The sequence below is a fragment of the Massilia phyllostachyos genome, from assembly GCF_021044825.1.
Classification (GTDB): Bacteria; Pseudomonadota; Gammaproteobacteria; order Burkholderiales; family Burkholderiaceae_D; genus Telluria; species Telluria phyllostachyos.
The window spans coordinates 885,594-900,315 of sequence record NZ_JAJNOC010000001.1 but is presented as its reverse complement, the minus strand read 5'-3'; the positions used below and the strand labels follow the sequence as shown (position 1 = coordinate 900,315).

Genomic DNA, 14,722 nt, shown 5'->3' with positions numbered 1-14,722 from the left:
CCCAACGCTCTGGGCGGTCTTACGGCATGGCGGCCCCCTCGATCAGGAACAGGCCGCCGGAGCCCGGTGCGTCCGCCAGCTGGCGGGGTCCGAGGCGCATGCGCGAAGTGGTGACGTACAGCTTGCCGCCGGGGGCGAAGCACAGGCTGCTGACATGGGGAGCGGGAATGCGTAGCTGCTGCTGCAGCGCGCCGTCGGGCGCCAGCTGCACCACGCAGCCGCCGCCCCACATCGCCACCCACAGGCTGCCGTCCGGCGCCACCGTCATGCCGTCCGGCTTGCCGGGAATGTTCATGAAGTCGCTGACGATGACCGGTTCCGACAGGGCGCCCGCCTCTGCGTCGACGCGGTAGGCCAGCAAGGTGCGCGCCAGCGTGTCGACCAGGTAGAGCGTGCCGCCATCCGGGCTGAAGGCCATCCCGTTCGGCACGCCCAGGTTCGCGGCCACCTTGCGCGGCTGCGCCTTGGGATGGCCGGCGTAATAAAGGGCGCCGGTGCCGGCCAGCAGCCCGCCGTGCATGGCGCCCACCCAGATGCCGCCGCGCGCATCCACCGCCATGTCGTTCAGGCGCAGGCCCGGCGCGAGGTCAATGGCGGGGCCGCGCTCGATGGCGCCCGTGACGGCATCGACGCCGCACAGGCGGTTCGCGGTAGCGCCGACGATGCCGCCGTCCGGCAGCGCGGCGATCCCATACAGCGGCTCCTCGACAGCGATGGCGCCTTCGGGATGCAGCAGGCGCCGGCCCGGCGGGTCGGTCCACAGCAGGCGCTGCGACGCTCGATCCCACAGCGGCGATTCGCCGATGGTCGCCTGCGGATTGCAGACCAGCGCCGCCTTGCGCGCCAGCCAGCCTGGCGCGAAATACGGCAGCATGGCGCTGGCGCGTGCGCCCACCTCCTCCGCCGTCATGCCGGGCTTGTACAGGTCGCCGCCGATGCCGAAGGAAGACGCGCCTGCGGCGGCCAGTTCCGCGCCGTTGAGCGCATTCACGCCGCCGACGCCGACCAGCTGCACATCACGTGGCAGCACGCTGCGCAGCGCGGCAAGGTCGCCCGCGCGGCCGGCGGCCGGGAACATCTTCAGGTGGCGCGCGCCCGCCGCCACCGCGGCGAAGGCCTCAGTCGGGCTCAGGAAGCCGGGCGCCGGCGCCATGCCGTGGGCGATGGCGGCGCGGATCACGTCCGGATCCGTGTTCGGCGACACGCACAGGCTGGCGCCGCAGGCGGCCAGCTCGGCGACCTGTTCGACCGTGAGCACGGTGCCGCCGCCGAGCACCATGCGCTTGCCGAAGTGCGCGACCAGGGCGCGGATGGTGTCGAAGGGCTGCGGCGAATTCAGGGGCACCTCGGCCACCCGGATGCCGGCCGCGTACAGCGCCTCGACGATATCGATCGCCTCCTCCGGCCGGATGCCGCGCAGGATGGCGATCACCGGAACCTCTGCCAGGGTGGCGTCGAGGCGTGCCACCGCCAGTGCGTGCGCGTTCATCGGCCGGCCTCCCGGTGCAGCGCGCTGAAGCCCATCAGGCAGGCCACGCGCGAATCGACGAAGCTGCTGCGCACGCCCAGGCGCTCTAGTGCGGCTGCATACAGCCGGCATACGGGCCCGCTGCCGATCAGCGGCACCGACGCATCCTTCAGGCCGGGATGCATGGCCAAGGCGTCGGCGATCTCGGAACCGATCAGCAGGCCGCGCAGGAAGGAACTGGATTCGCTGCGCGCCAGCTGGCCGCGGATCACCCGCGCGCGGGCGCCGAACAGCAGCGTGCCCAGGCCGAGCGCGCGCTCGCTGCCGAGCCGCACGCCTTCATAAAACGCGTCGCCGGCATGCGCCTCGCCTTCCACGATCGAGGCCAGCAGCCCGGCGGACGTGAGGCGGTCGAACATCTCGCCCGACATGCTGGTGAAGAAGTCCAGCAGCTGGCCGCCGCCGAAGCGCACCCATTTGGTGTGGGTGCCGGGCAGCGCGACGAAGCCGTCCCATTCCGGATGCAAGCGGGCGAAGCCGAACAGCTCGATCTCTTCTCCGCGCAGGATGTCGGGGCCGCCGTCGTGCTCGCGGGTGCAGGTCATGCCCGGCACGATGCGCAGCATGACGCCGCCGATCGTCGCGGGAACCGTTCCTGCGCCAAGTTCGCGCAGGCCGGCCGGCGCCACCACATAGGGCGCTTCCTGCCAGCCCACGTTCGAGCCGATCATGCCGGCCGCGTACACCGCGCTATGGTAGCGCGAGGCCGGCGGCACGTGCTCCGGCCACTGCAGCGCCAGCTCGCGCATCAGCGCTTCCATGCCGGGGCGGTCGAGTTTCGCGACACCGGCCGGGCGGCTGAATTCGTCGAGCAGGACGCCGTCGGCGCCGATCAGGTAGGCGCGAAAGTTGGTGCTGCCCCAGTTGATGCCGACGATGCTGCCGGCGCCCTGGGAATCATCTGCGAGTGACACTGGCGCCTCCGTCGATGGGGTAGATCGCTCCGGTGATCCAGCCTGCCCTGCCTGAGGCAAGGAACAGGGCCAGCTCGGCCACCTCCTGGGTGGTGCCGAAGCGCGAAAGGGGGTGGCGCGACTTGTTGGCGTCGAGCGCGCCTGCCGGGCTGTCCGCATACGAGCCGCGCAGCATCGGCGTGTCGATCGAGGCCGGCGCGATGGCGTTGACCCGGATGCCATCGGGCGCGAATTCCAGCGCGGCGGTCTTCGTCAGGTTTTCCAGCGCCGCCTTGGAGGCCGCGTAGGCGGCCAGGGTCGGCGTGGCGAAGCTGGCGTTGATCGACGACAGCAGCACGATCGCGCCTTCTCCGGCCTGCCGCATGTGCGGCACGCAGCGCCGCATCAGGCGCACCGCGCCGAGGACGTTGACGTCGTAGGCGTCGGCATAGGCCTGCGGGTCGGTATCGAGCACCCCGCCCTTCGGCTGCAGCGCGGCCGCGTGCACCACGACGTCTGGCATGCCGATGCTGTCCAGCGCGATGGCGAAGGCGTCGTCGAGCTGCGCATCGCTGCGCAGGTCCGCCACCAGCGAACACGCCACGCCTTCGCAGCGCTTGAGGTCGAGCCCCGCCACCAGCGCGCCCGCCTGGGTGAAGCGCGCCGCGATGGCCGCGCCGATGCCGCTGGCCGCGCCGGTGACGAGCACCCGCTTGCCCTTCAGGTTCTCTTGCATAGGCTCCCTATCAGAATTTCAGGCTCACGCTGGCCTTGAAGATGCGGCCATATTGCGCGTTGGTGCGCAGCGCCTCGACCGCGCCGTCGTAGGTGCGCTGGCGGCTATTGAGCAGGTTGTTCGCTTCCAGGTTCAGCGACACCGATTTGTTGATGTCGTAGCGCACCGTCGCGCCGACGTCGGTGAAGGAGCCGCTGTAGATGCCGGTGTTCGCCGCCGACAGGCTCACCAGGTATTCGTCGCGCCAGTTGTAGGCGGTGCGGATGCTGAGCGGGCCGCTTTCATAGTACAGCACCAGGTTGACGTTGTTCTTCGACAGCCCCGGGAACGGCAGCACGCGCTTCTCGGCGTCGCGGATCGGCGTGCTCGAGTCGATGTACGAATAGGTCGCCATCACGCCGAAGTCGCGCAGCACTTCCGGGGCGAAGTAGAACGGCAGCTGGACCAGCAGTTCGGCGCCCTTGACCTTGGCGCCCTGGCCGTTGACCTTGCGGTTGATGAAGTAGTTCACGCCGTTGTACGACTCGGCGCTCTGCTGCTGCACGATGAAGGAGGAGATGTTCTTGTTGAACAGGCCGAGCGAAGCCAGCGCCTGCTTGCCGAAGTATTTTTCGAAGGAGACGTCGACCTGGTTGGCCTTGAACGGATCGAGGTTCGGCGAGCCGCCCGAGCCGGAACCGACGCCGGTCTGCACCCCGTTCACGAACACCGCATTGTTCGACAGGGTCACGCCGTTGTTCAGGTCCGCCGTATTCGGGAAAGCCGCGACCCGCGCCGCTCCCAGGCGCACCAGGTTGCCGTCGCCCAGGTCGACGCGCGCCACCGCCGACGGCAGCGCCTCGGTGTCGTCGCGCAGGAAGGTGGTCGGGGTCGAGGCGCCGGAGGCGTTCATGATGTTCCCGGTCGATTCGAGCTTGCGCTGCACGAAGCGCACGCCGGCATTGCCCGAGACGTTGACGCCGCCGACGTCGGTGTCGTAATTCAGCTTGGCGTAGGCGTCGGTGAACTTCTCGCGGATGTCGAAGGTGCCGGCGCGCGAGTTGACGGTGCTGGCCGGGTCGATGCACTGCGGGTCGCGCGCGATCGCCGGGATCGAGGCGAAATCGGCGCAGGAACCGAAGGCGCCCTTGGCCGCCACCGTGTAGTTGGCCGGCAGGCCGGCGATCGCGCCGGAGCTGGCGTACTGGCCGAGGAAGGCGCTCATCTGGCTGGCCGGGATGCCGCCGCTTGGACGGATGTCGGCGCGCAGCGGGTTCTGCAGGGAGTCGATCACGTTGTAGCGGGCGCCGAACTCGATCGAGTCGACCACGTCCCAGCCGGTGCTGTGGGTGAAGTCGGCACGCAGGGCCTTGGTGTCGGTCTCGGCGCGGTACAGGTTGTCGAACAGGATGGTGTGGCGCAGGGTCGCCGGGTTGGCGAAATCGATGCCGCCGATGGCGTACTCGCCGAAGCGGCCTTTGCTCAGGTCGAAGTCGACCACCGGCTGGATGCCGGCCAGCGGCTGCAGGCGGAAGTAGAGCTGGTGGAAGCTGGCCTTCGAAGTGCCGTAGGACGCTTCCACATTCGCGCGCAGGCTGTCGGTGACGGCGAACCTGGCGCGCACGGCCGAGGACTTGACGTCGGAATCGACGGCGGCGAATTCGGTGTTCGACAGCACCGCGGTGGTGGCGCGGCCGGACAGCAGGATGTTGTTGCTTGAATAGCGCGCGTTGCTCAGGCCATCGGTCGGGTTGAAGGAGAGCCAGTAGCGGTCGCGGTCCGATTCCAGCTTCGACATGAAGGTGTCGGCGCTGATCTCGAGCCGGTTGCTGGGGCGCCATTGGACGGCGGCGCTCAGGCCGCGCTTCTCGCGCTTTTCCGCGATGTCCTGGGCGCGCACGTCCTGGTTGCCGAAGCGCGCGACGGTAGCGCCGCCGACGGTCTGGTTGTAGGCGCGGTAACCGGAGAAGGTGTCCAGGCCTTCCTGCGCAAGCTTGCGCGTGTCGGCGGAGACGGACAGCAGGAAGCCCAGGGTGTTGTTGGCGAACTTCCCGGACCACATGCCGAACAGCTCCGAGCCGGTCTTGCCGGGCAGCTGGTCGTAGGTGGCGGCGGCGCGCACGGCGACCTGCGATTCCGGGCCGTCGAGCGGCATGCGGGTGCGGATGTCGATGATGCCGCCAAGGCCGCCCGAGACCTGCTCGGCGCCGGCCAGCTTGGTCACGTCCAGGCGCGCGATCAGGTCGGACGGCACCAGCGCCATCACGCCATAGGTCGAGGTGCCGTTCTGGTCCAGGCCGATGCCGCCGCGGCCGGTGGAGTCGAAGATCTCGCGGCCGTTGAACAGGGTGACGTTCTGGCGCAGGCCGCGGATCGAGACGCTGGTGCCTTCGGCGATGCCGCGGTCGACCTGCACGCCCGAGACGCGCGACAGCGATTCGGCCACGTTCCGGTCCGGCAGCTTGCCGATGTCGTCCGCGACGATCGAATCGACGATCTGGGAAGCGTTGCGCTTGGCGTTACGGGCCGATTCCAGGCTGCGGCGGATGCCGCTGACGATCACGGTTTCGGCCGGCATGGCGGCCGGCGGTTCGGTCGCCGCCTGCGAGGAAGTCTGCGCGGCCTGGCCTGGCGCCACCGGGCCCGTCGCCTCGCCCTGCCCCGGCGCGCTCGCCTGCGCTTCCTGCGCGGATACCGATTGCGAGGCGAGGCCGGATGCGGTGAGGGCCGACGACAGCAGCAGGCCGTAGATGGTTGCGTGTTTCATCGATGCTTTCCTTTTATTCGTCGTTTTTGTAGGAGCTGCGCCCAACAGTGTACAGGCGGGATCGTTCCATCCCACCCCGCAGCTGCCGCGGGTTCGATGCCGTCCGACGTCTCCTCATCGGCATTTTTTTGGCATCTCGTGTATACCCTATAGCAACAAAAAGATGAGTGCAATCAATTTATTAGCAGTGCAGCACCTTCTATGCGCCAGTATGAAAAAACTTCTAGGAAAAAATTTTAATGCGAGCTATGCTAATACAGCAACACGAGAAAACGAGCTCACTCATAGGGAAAACGCCCCTCTGCCCTAGTAGCAACTAGGTGCTGAATGGGGCGCCGAAAAGTCTCCACCCACGAAAAATCGACAAAAATTTGTTGCTTTTTTGTGTAGCGAAATCGCTACAATATTTTCAAGCGGGGTCGACAGCGGAACGCAGACATGCGCCGGCGACCAATTTGCTATAGCAGCAACGACAAGGAATCCAGTCCATGACGCAAGAACACAGCAGCACGCAACCGGCCCTGGAAGGGGTGCTTCCGATCCTGCCCACCATCTTCACCGAGCAGGGTGAGGTCGACGAAGCCGGCATGCGGCGCGTGCTGGACTACACGATCGATTCCGGCGCGAGCGGCATCGTGTTCCCCGGCCTGGCCAGCGAGTACGACATGCTCACCAAGGAAGAGCGCCTGCACCTGACCGCGCGGGTAGGCAGCTGGGTCGACGGCCGCATCGACTTCGTGGTCGGCGCCAGCGCCCGCACCACGGACGACGCGGCGGCCTATGCCCTCGCCGGCAGCCGGGCCGGCGCCTCGGCCGCGATGATCCTGACTCCGCACGGCATGGCCGAGGACCTGGACGCCATGGCCGCCTTCTTCCGCGACGTGCATTCGGCATCCGGCATCGACATCATGCTGCAGAACGCCCCGGCCCCGATGGGCATCGGCCTGGCGCTGGACCGCGTGGCCGCGCTGGCGCGCGAGGTGCCGGGCATCCGTTATGTGAAAGAAGAAGCGCCGCCTTCGGGCCAGCGCATCACGGAACTCAGCGATCTGGCGGGCGATGCGCTCGACGCCGTGTTCGGCGGCGCCGGCGCGCGCTACGTCATCGACGAACTCACGCGCGGCGCCAAAGGGACCATGCCGGCCTGCGAGATCACCGAGCTGCATGTGGCCATGCACCGCCGCTTCGTCGAAGGCGACCAGGCGGGCGCGCGCGAACTGTTCGAGCGCACCCTGCCGCTCTTGAACATGCAGGCCATCTTCCGCTGGCGCCTGACCAAGGCGGTCTTGCAGCGCCGCGGCCTGATCGACAGCGCCTTCACCCGCGCCAAGGGCCCGGCGCTGGACCGCTTCGACCTGATCGAACTGGACGCCCTGTTGCACCGCCTGGCCGACCTGCTGCCCTTCGTGAAGGCCGCGGCATGAGCCAGCCCGGCATGCGCGCACGGCGCGTCAGCAAGGTCGAGACCTTCATCGTCACGCTGCCGCGCGACACGCCCTACCTGGGGCCGCTCGCCCCCGGCGAATCCGTCAACGAGCGCGGCTACATCGTCCGCAAGGGCAACGGCACCATCTACCCGACGGTGGACCGCTCGATCGCGGTGCGCGTGACCTTGGACGATGGCGCCCACGGCTGGGGCGAGACCTACGGCATCTGCGCGCCGCGCGCCACCTGCGAGATCATCAACGACCTCCTGGCGCCGGTACTGATGGGACGCGACCCGGAAGACGTCGAACGGATCTGGGACGAGCTGTACGGCCTGATGCGAGTGCGCGGCTGCGGCGGGGGCTTCCACGGCGACGCCCTCGCGGCGCTCGACATCGCCCTGTGGGACCTGCGCGCACGCGGCCGCGGCCTGCCGCTGTCCGCCTTGCTGGGTGAGGGACCGCTGCGCCCCGTGCCCGGCTACCTGTCCGGCCTGCCCGCCGCCACCCTGGACGAACGGGTCGCGATGGCGCAGGCATGGCAGGCGCAGGGCATCGACGCCTTCAAGTTCGCCGCCGTGGTCAGCCACGAAGGCATCGCCGACGAGTTCGCGGCCCTGCGCACGGCGCTGGGCGAGGACGCCGACATCATGGTCGACCTGCACTGGAAGTTCGACGCCGAGGAGGCGGTCGCGCTGGGCCGCAGCCTGCTGCCTTACCGGCCGCGCTTCCTGGAAGCGCCCGTGAAGCCGGAGCTGGTGCAGGAACTGGCGGGCGTCTGCCGCGCCTTCCCCGGCCTGGTGGCGGCGGGCGAGGAGTGGTACAACGACTACGAGGCGGCGCTGCGCCTGCCGGCCGCGCGCCTGGCCTACATCCAGCCGGAGATGGGCCACACCGGCATCACCCAGTTCCGCCGCATCGCCGCCCTGGGCGCGCGCCACGGCGCCCTGGTGGCGCCGCACGCGACCATCGGCACCGGCATCTTCCTGGCGGCCAGCCTGCACGTCTCGAGCACCCTGCCCAACCTGTGGAAGCACGAGTGGCAGCACTCGGTCTTCGCGCGCAACCTGGCCCTGCTCGACACCGACATGGGCTGCGAGCGCGGCGTCTACCGCCTGCCCACCGGACCGGGCCTGGGCGTGACGCCCGGCGCCGCGTTCTGGGAACATGCGCGGCTGGTGGCGTGATGGATGCGCTTTCGGTTAGGCTTACGCTGCCGCACCCCGCCCAACCACCCGAATCGAGAAAGCTACCCTTTATGCGCTACCAACCAGGCGCCCAGCCCAACCAGAGCCTGATCGACGGCATCGCCACCCTGCAGGCGCTGGCGTCCTCGCCCGAGCCGGTCGGCTGTCGCGAGATCGCGCGCCAGCTGGGTATCGACCCGACCAAGGTCAACCGCCTGCTGAAGACCCTGACCTGGCTCGGCATCGCGCGCCAGACCGCCAACCGCAAGTACACCGCCGGTTCCGGCATGCACGTGCTGGCCGCGCAAAGCCTGTTCGCCTCCGGCCTGATCAACCGCGCCCTGCCGACCCTGGAAAGCCTGCGCCGCTTCGGCCACACGGTGGCGCTCGGGGTGCTGTGGAACGACAGCGTCAGCTACCTGTTCCACGCCCCGCCGGGCCTGGAAGTCTCGCGCGGCCTGGGCCGGATCGGCCTGCTCCCGGCCAGCACCAGCGGCATCGGCATCGTGCTGCTGGCGGAGCTGGACGACGCGGAAGTGACGGCGATCTACGAAGGCAAGGAGATTCCGCGCTTTCCGGGAGGGATCGAGCAGCTGCTCGACAAGCTGGCCGAGGTGCGCGAGCTGGGGTATGCGCGGATTCACGTGGATGACGAGCGCAATTTCGACGTCGTTGCGGTATCGACCGGGGAACCGGCGCATGCGGGGCTGGCCTTGTCGGGGTGGATTCCGGAAGGGGCGACGGCGCCGTTGGTGGAGGCGTTGCGTGGAGCGGCAAAAGAAATCGGTTAATCCTCGCTACCATCGCCGCAGCGTGTTTAGTACCACCGGCCTCAAGACCGTCATGCGCGCCACTGGCGCCCATGACTCCCGGCGAAGGCCGGGATCCAGTTTATGCGTGCGTAGCAGTGCAATCTCCTTTTGGTGGCATGCGCACAAAATTGGGTTCCGGCCTTCGCCGGGACGACGGTCTTACGGGTACAGGTAGTAGTTGAGCAGTCAGATTTGAGAACATAAAATAATCAGGAGACCAGCATGACCGACGCATTCCAACCGAGCCGCTGGCGCTGGTTCATCCTCGCATTGCTGTTCGCCTCCACCATCCTCAACTACGTCGACCGCCAGACCCTCTCCATCCTGGCCGCCTCGATCCAGGGCGAACTCGGGATGACCGACGGCGACTATGCGCGCATCGTGCAGGTCTTCCTGTTCACCTACACGCTGGCCTACCTCGGCGCCGGCTGGGTCACCGACCGCCTCGGCACCAAGCTGAGTCTCGCCCTGTTCGTCGGCTGGTGGTCGCTGGCGAACATGCTCACGGGCCTGGTGCAGAACGTTTTCCAGCTGGGCGCCGCGCGCGCGGCCCTTGGCCTGGGCGAGGCGGGCAACTACACGGCCGGCCCGAAAGCCGTCTCCGAGCACTTTCCGCCCGCCGAACGCGGCTTCGCGGTCGGCGTCTACACGGCCGGCGCCATGATCGGCGCCACCATCGCGCCGCCGCTGATCGCCTGGCTGGCCCTCGCGCACAGCTGGCGCGCCGCCTTCGTCATCACCGGCGCGGCCGGTTTCGTGTGGATCGCTGCCTGGTTCTGGGTCTACCGCAGCGCCAAGGCGCCGGCAGCAGGAGCGCAGGTATCAAGCTACCCCTGGTCGCGCGTGCTGCGCGACCGCACCGTGTGGGGCCTGGCCGGCGCGCGCATGGTGGCCGATCCGGTCTGGTACTTCTATCTCTTCTGGCTGCCGAAATACATGGGCGACCAGTACGGCATGGGGCTGGTGCAGGTGGCGCAATTCGCGTGGATCGTGTATCTCGCCGCGGACTTCGGCAGCATCGGCGGCGGCCTGCTGTCGGGCGCCCTGGTCAGGCGCGGCATCGACGCCCAGCGCAGCCGCCTGCTGGCCCTGAGCGTGGCGGCGGTGCTGGGGCCGATGGGCATGTTCATCGCGGGCGGCGTGGGCTTCGGCGCCATGCTGGCGCTGGCGGCAGTGGTCACCTTCGCCCACATGGTGTTCCAGGTGAACCTGACCTCGCTCGTGGTCGACCGCTATCCGGGCCACGGCGTGGCCACCGTGTTCGGCGTGATCGCGGCCGGCAGCGGGGTCGGCGGCATGCTGTCGACCCAGGTGGTCGGCCAGCTGGTCGGCACCACCGGCTATGCGCCGCTGTTCGTGATGATGGGCTGCCTGTACCCGGTGGCCTGCGGCCTGGCCTGGTGGGCGGTGAGCGGCAAGCGCGCGCAGCCCAAGGGACAGGCGCTGGGGCAGCAGGCCTGAGTTGCCGTGCCAACAGACGCGGTGTAGACTGCCGCAACCATGTCCAAGCGCTTTCTCGTCCCTCCTCTGCTGGCCACGCTGGCCCTCGTCCTGACCTTCGGCGGCTGCAAGCGCAGCGAACCCGAGCCGCCCAAGCCAGCCCCAGCGCCCGTCGTCAAGGAAGCGCCGGTACGCAGCAAGGAGCAAGCGATGGATGCCCTGCTCGCGGTGCCCGAGCTGAAGGCCTGGTCGGCGCAGATCGAGCAGCGCTCGCACGGCAAGGCGCACGGCGCGGTGATCGAGGACGATCCGGTGCCGCGCGAGGTCAACGGCAAGAAGTACTACCAGCTGACTTTTGTGGAGAACCGCGCCGCCGACGTGCGCCGCCGCGAGAGCTTCCTGGTGTCCCAGAAGGGCGACGAGATCCTGGTCGAAGACGCCGAGACCGACGAGCTGCTTACCCTGTCGGAATGGCGCCGCACCATCGAGCGCGTCAACCTCAAGAGCGCCGACTAGCCGCGCCGGCCAGGTACGCCCGTGGCGCGCGACAACATCAACGACATCCTGGTGTTTCTCGCCATCGCGCGCGAGCGCAGCTTCACGCGCGCCGCGTCCAAGCTCGGCATGACGCAGTCGGCGCTCAGCCACATCATGCGCGGCCTCGAAGAACGGCTCGGCGTGCGCCTGCTCACCCGCACCACGCGTAGCGTCTCGCCGACCGAGGCCGGCGAGCGCCTGCTGCAGAACGTCGGGCCACGGCTGGAAGAGATCGAGGCCGAGATCGCGGCCATCTCCGACCTGGGCGACAAGCCCGCCGGCCTGGTGCGCATCACTGCGGTCGACAACGTGATCGACAACGTGCTGTGGCCGCGCCTCGCGCCGATCATGCCGCTGTATCCGGACCTGCATCTCGAGATGAGTTCCGACTACCGCATGGTCGACATCGCGGCCGAGCGCTACGACATCGGCGTGCGCTTCGGCGACCAGGTCGAGAAGGACATGGTGGCGGTGCGCCTGACGCCGGACGTGAACACCATGATCGTGGGCTCGCCCGCCTACTTCGCGCACCGGCCGGCGCCAGGCTCGGTCCAGGACCTCATGAAGCACAACTGCATCGGCCTGCGACTGGCCACCAGCGGCGGCGTGTATGCGTGGGAGCTGGGCCATGAAGGCCGCGCGATCGAGTTCCGCCCGCGCGGACAGCTGATCTTCAATACTGTTTATCCGATGGTGAACGCGGCCCTGAGCGGCTGCGGCCTGGCCTTCCTGACCGAGGACCTGGTCGGCCACCACATCCGCGCCGGCCGCCTGGTGCGCGTGATGCCCGACTGGTGCCCGCCCTTCCCCGGCCTGCACGCCTATTATCCGAGCCGGCGCCATGCCTCGCGCGCGCTGGCGCTGGTGATCGACGCGATCCGTCATCGGGGCTGAATCCGGCCGGCCCCTGGAACGCCTCAACGTTCCCTGGACTGGACGCTCGCCTCGATCATCGAACGGATGCGCTCCGCCATCGTCTCCATCGAGAACGGTTTGGTCAGCACCGCCATCCCCGGTTCGAGATACCCGTTGTTGAGCACGGCGTTTTCCGCATAGCCCGTGATGAACAGCACCTGCAGTCCCGGCCTGCCGACGCGCCCCGCATCCGCCATCTGGCGGCCGTTCATGCCGCCGGGCAGGCCCACGTCCGTGATCAGCAGGTCGACGCTGGCGTCCGACTGCAGGATCTTGAGGCCGGTCGTGCTGTCGGCGGCCTCGATCCAGGCGAAGCCGAGGTCCTGCAGGATATCGATGACGAGCATCCTCACCGTCGGCTCGTCGTCCACGATCAGCACGGTGGCGGCCTGCCCGGACTGCTCGAGCGCCGTCATTTCCGCCATGGCGAGATCGCTGTCCGCGCTGCCGTCGCCATGGTGGCGCGGCAGGTAGATGCACACGGTCGTTCCCTGCCCCACCTCGGAATAGATGCGCACCTGGCCGCCGGACTGCTGGGCGAAGCCATAGATCATCGACAGCCCGAGCCCGGTCCCCTGGCCGATGGGCTTGGTCGTGAAGAAGGGTTCGAAGGCGCGGGCGACGACTTCCGGCGACATGCCGGTGCCGGTGTCGCTGACACAGAGCGAGAGATACTGTCCCTCGGCCATATTCAGCTGGCGCGCGGCGCGTTCGTCGATCCATTTGTTGGCGATTTCGACGGTGATGCGGCCGCCGTCGGGCATGGCGTCGCGCGCGTTGATGCAGAGATTCAGCAGTGCGTTCTCGAGTTGCGAAGGGTCGACCAGGGCGGTCCAGGCATCGGCCATGCGCACGACTGCGATCGGAATCGCGGGACCCACGGTGCGCTGGATCAGCTCCTGCATGTCGGCCACCAGCCGGTTGACGTCGGTCGCCTTGGGCGTGAGCGTCTGCTGGCGAGAGAAAGCCAGCAGGCGATGCGTCAGGGCCGCCGCCCGCCGCGACGCCCCCAGGGCGGTCGTGATGTAGCGCTCGAAGTCGTTGAAGCGCCCCTGCTGCATGCGCACCTGCATCAGCTGCAGGGCGCCGGAAATGCCGGCGAGCAGATTGTTGAAATCGTGGGCCAGGCCGCCGGTCAACTGCCCCACGGCTTCCATTTTCTGGCTTTGACGCAGGGCATTCTGCACCGTTTCCAGTTCCGCCATCCGTTCCATGTCGCGCGTGATGTCGCGGCCCACCGCATTGATCAGCCGGTCCTGCGCGCGCGTCGACCAGGATATCCAGCGGTAACTGCCGTCGCGGTGGCGGTAGCGGTTATCGAAGCGCTGGTGGCTGATGCCGTCGGCGAGTTCCCGGGCGCCGGCGGCGGTGTGCGCCATATCGTCGGGGTGGATCAGGTCGAACAGGTTGGCGCCGACCAGCTCGTGTTCGCGCCATCCGAGCACGGCGGCCCAGGCGGGGTTGGTCGCCGTGATCACGCCGTCCAGGGTACAGCGCAGCATGATGTCGGACGACAGCGTCCAGAGGGCGGCGCGGTCCTGGGAGCGCTCCGCGACCTGCCGCTCAAGATCGATCTGGACGCGCTTGCGCTCGTCGATGTCGTCGAGCACCAGGATGATGCCGGACCGCTCGCCGGCGCCGCCCTGCAGCGGCACCGCGCTGAGCGCCACCCAGACTTCCGTCCCATCGTCCTTTTCGAGGAGGAACTCGTCGCCCGGCGCGACCAGTTCGCCACGGAAGGCGCGCGCGGCGGGGTAGTTTTCCGGCGTGAGCAGCCGTCCCTGGGCATCGTAGCCGCGCCAGCGCTGCCGTCCATCGTCCGCTGCGTGCGCGGGCAGCGGATAGCCGGGCAGAAATTTTCGAAACACCGGATTGCTCAAGAGCGCTTTCCCGCTTGCGTCGAGCAGGCAGACGCCGACCGGCAAGTGTTCGATCAGCGTGGCGAAGCGATTGACCGCGTCCTCGCGCGCAACGACTTCCTGCTCCAGCGCCAGGTGGCGGGCACGGAGTTCGACCTCGGCCGCATCGCGCTGGCGCGCCGCCAGCACGCCTACGGTCGTTTCGTTGGCGATGTTGAGGATGCCCATGACCTGCACACCGTCACGGATCGGGCTATAGGCAAATGACCACCAGGTATCTTCATCGTAGCCATTGCGCGTCATGACGAGGTGCATGTCGACAAAGCTGACCGCCTCGCCGGTGAGGACGCGCGCCACCAACGGGCCGATCTCGCTCCACACGTCCGACCATACCTCGTGCAAGGGCTGTCCGAGGGCGGCGGGATGGCGCCTGGCCAGGAATGGAGCATAGGCGGCGTTGTAGAGCAGCGTTTGCGCGGGTCCCCAGGTTGCGCACATGGCGACCGGCGTGCCCAGCATGGTGGCAAAGATCGCTTCGAGCGAGGCCGGCCAGTCCTGCCTTGGGCCGAGCGGCGTCGTGCTCCAGTCGAACCTTTCCAGTTCGGCAAGGACGGCGCTCACGCAAGCGTCCCCGCGCGGGCTTGC

General features: G+C 68.3%; 11 protein-coding genes. 6 read left to right on the top strand and 5 right to left on the bottom strand.

Going from position 1 to position 14,722, the window contains the following annotated elements:
• Window positions 1-19: 19 nt before the first annotated feature.
• Genes LQ564_RS03825 through LQ564_RS03810 form a run of 4 tightly spaced genes read right to left on the bottom strand, consistent with a single transcriptional unit; the run spans window position 20 to window position 5,903 of the window.
• Window positions 20-1,489 (bottom strand): 2-dehydro-3-deoxy-6-phosphogalactonate aldolase, encoded by a 1,470-nt coding sequence (locus tag LQ564_RS03825; RefSeq protein WP_231056745.1) that lies wholly within the window; start codon window positions 1,487-1,489, stop codon window positions 20-22.
• Window positions 1,486-2,442, bottom strand: a complete 957-nt coding sequence (locus LQ564_RS03820; RefSeq protein WP_231056744.1) for a 2-dehydro-3-deoxygalactonokinase — start codon at window positions 2,440-2,442, stop codon at window positions 1,486-1,488. Before LQ564_RS03820 ends, LQ564_RS03825 begins: the two co-directional genes overlap by 4 nt.
• Window positions 2,426-3,157 (bottom strand): SDR family NAD(P)-dependent oxidoreductase, encoded by a 732-nt coding sequence (locus LQ564_RS03815; protein WP_231056743.1) that lies wholly within the window; start codon window positions 3,155-3,157, stop codon window positions 2,426-2,428. Before LQ564_RS03815 ends, LQ564_RS03820 begins: the two co-directional genes overlap by 17 nt.
• A gap of 10 nt (window positions 3,158-3,167) precedes the next feature.
• Window positions 3,168-5,903, bottom strand: coding sequence for a TonB-dependent receptor (locus LQ564_RS03810; protein WP_231056742.1), 2,736 nt, complete (start codon window positions 5,901-5,903; stop codon window positions 3,168-3,170).
• Between the two features lie 488 nt (window positions 5,904-6,391).
• Between LQ564_RS03810 and LQ564_RS03805 the strand changes: the two genes are divergently transcribed.
• The 6 genes from LQ564_RS03805 to LQ564_RS03780 all read left to right on the top strand — a co-directional run bounded on the left by LQ564_RS03805 (window position 6,392) and on the right by LQ564_RS03780 (window position 12,197).
• Window positions 6,392-7,327: a dihydrodipicolinate synthase family protein gene (locus tag LQ564_RS03805; protein ID WP_231056741.1), complete on the top strand. Its 936-nt coding sequence runs from the start codon at window positions 6,392-6,394 to the stop codon at window positions 7,325-7,327.
• Window positions 7,324-8,514, top strand: coding sequence for a mandelate racemase/muconate lactonizing enzyme family protein (locus LQ564_RS03800; RefSeq protein ID WP_231056740.1), 1,191 nt, complete (start codon window positions 7,324-7,326; stop codon window positions 8,512-8,514). Before LQ564_RS03805 ends, LQ564_RS03800 begins: the two co-directional genes overlap by 4 nt.
• Window positions 8,515-8,585: 71 nt before the next feature.
• Window positions 8,586-9,305: an IclR family transcriptional regulator gene (locus LQ564_RS03795; protein WP_231056739.1), complete on the top strand. Its 720-nt coding sequence runs from the start codon at window positions 8,586-8,588 to the stop codon at window positions 9,303-9,305.
• 243 nt (window positions 9,306-9,548) lie between these two features.
• Window positions 9,549-10,787 carry an MFS transporter gene (locus tag LQ564_RS03790; protein WP_231056738.1) on the top strand — a complete coding sequence of 413 codons (1,239 nt, stop codon included), beginning with the start codon at window positions 9,549-9,551 and terminating at the stop codon, window positions 10,785-10,787.
• Window positions 10,788-10,826: 39 nt separating this feature from the next.
• Window positions 10,827-11,282, top strand: coding sequence for a hypothetical protein (locus LQ564_RS03785; protein WP_231056737.1), 456 nt, complete (start codon window positions 10,827-10,829; stop codon window positions 11,280-11,282).
• Window positions 11,283-11,303: 21 nt separating this feature from the next.
• Entirely contained in the window at window positions 11,304-12,197 is an 894-nt protein-coding gene (locus tag LQ564_RS03780; protein WP_231056736.1) for a LysR family transcriptional regulator, read from the top strand.
• A gap of 23 nt (window positions 12,198-12,220) precedes the next feature.
• Here the strand turns inward: LQ564_RS03780 and LQ564_RS03775 are convergent, their stop codons facing one another.
• Window positions 12,221-14,698: a PAS domain-containing hybrid sensor histidine kinase/response regulator family protein gene (locus tag LQ564_RS03775; protein ID WP_231056735.1), complete on the bottom strand. Its 2,478-nt coding sequence runs from the start codon at window positions 14,696-14,698 to the stop codon at window positions 12,221-12,223.
• Window positions 14,699-14,722 lie beyond the last annotated feature (24 nt).

Coding starts and splice junctions, on each gene's coding strand:
- LQ564_RS03825 (WP_231056745.1), bottom strand. CDS start 1,489: ATGAACGCGCACGCACTGGCGGTGGCACGCCTCGACGCCACCCTGGCA.
- LQ564_RS03815 (WP_231056743.1), bottom strand. CDS start 3,157: ATGCAAGAGAACCTGAAGGGCAAGCGGGTGCTCGTCACCGGCGCGGCC.
- LQ564_RS03810 (WP_231056742.1), bottom strand. CDS start 5,903: ATGAAACACGCAACCATCTACGGCCTGCTGCTGTCGTCGGCCCTCACC.
- LQ564_RS03805 (WP_231056741.1), top strand. CDS start 6,392: ATGACGCAAGAACACAGCAGCACGCAACCGGCCCTGGAAGGGGTGCTT.
- LQ564_RS03800 (WP_231056740.1), top strand. CDS start 7,324: ATGAGCCAGCCCGGCATGCGCGCACGGCGCGTCAGCAAGGTCGAGACC.
- LQ564_RS03795 (WP_231056739.1), top strand. CDS start 8,586: ATGCGCTACCAACCAGGCGCCCAGCCCAACCAGAGCCTGATCGACGGC.
- LQ564_RS03790 (WP_231056738.1), top strand. CDS start 9,549: ATGACCGACGCATTCCAACCGAGCCGCTGGCGCTGGTTCATCCTCGCA.
- LQ564_RS03785 (WP_231056737.1), top strand. CDS start 10,827: ATGTCCAAGCGCTTTCTCGTCCCTCCTCTGCTGGCCACGCTGGCCCTC.